The following is a 1008-nucleotide window of genomic DNA, read 5'->3' as shown; positions in this document are numbered from 1 at the left end:
AGCGTTTCGCAATTCCTTGATTTTAGCGTTGTCGATAAACGCAAAGACTTCGTTTCCGAAGTTTGCTTGCTGCTCTTGCCAAGCAAGTTCAGAGTAGCGACTGCTCTGGATAGATTGAGCAAGTTTGCGTGCTTGCGCATTGCTCTGTGTCGCTAAATCGAGCCAATGATTTTGCTCAAGCCAACCGCAAAACTGCGCCCCCAATAATCGACCTTTAGAAAGCAAATGCCCTGCTCGCTTACGTCGATATTCAAAGTCTTTAGCAAGTTTTTTATTGAAGAAGATAACCGCTTCGGCCGCTAACGCGCCGTTTTTACTTGCTCCCAAACACAAGACATCGACGCCGGCTTTCCAGGTCATGTCAGCAGGCGAGCAGTTCAATGAGATAAGCGCGTTGGCAAAACGAGCGCCATCCATGTGCACATTCATATCATACTTTTTAGCGAGTGATGTGAGCTCTTGAATTTCTTCCAAACTGTAGGCACATCCGCTCTCGCTGAGTTGCGTGATACTTAATGCGCGAGGTTGTGGAGTATGAGGCTCATGCCCTTCAAACGTTGTTAAGTACTCAAACAATGCCTGCTGACTTAGTTTTGGACGATCAATATCAAGACCTGTTAAACGCGCGCCACCGGTATACATTTCAGGAGCGGTGAGTTCATCATTCAAGATATGTGCGTGATCATGACAGACAATTTGATCCCACGGCTGAACGAGGCAGGATAGCGCAAGGCAGTTGGCGGCCGTTCCAGAGGTAACAAAGTAGGCTTTAAGATCGGTTTCAAAGATCTCGGCTAATAGCAGCTCGGCTTTGTGTGTCCACTCATCTGTGCCATAGCTTGAGCTGGAACCAGCATTTGCAGCAATAATGGCATTTAATACCTGCTCTGAGGCTCCACTTTGGTTATCACTTCCAAAATTCATTCAATCAACTCACTCAATTTAAGTGCCAAATCAGATTGTACTTCTTCAAGTGTTTGGCTTGCATCAAGAATAACGAAGCGTTCA

The 1008-nt window shown here is 46.1% G+C and carries 1 protein-coding gene; it reads right to left on the bottom strand.

Annotated features, from left to right (window positions below):
• Nucleotides 1-924: low specificity L-threonine aldolase (locus tag A3738_RS05325; RefSeq protein WP_068763422.1), on the bottom strand; the 924-nt coding region annotated here is incomplete at its 3' end.
• Nucleotides 925-1008: the final 84 nt, after the last annotated feature.

This window comes from Oleiphilus sp. HI0066, assembly GCF_001635725.1.
This window is presented reverse-complemented; position numbering and strand designations above follow the sequence as displayed.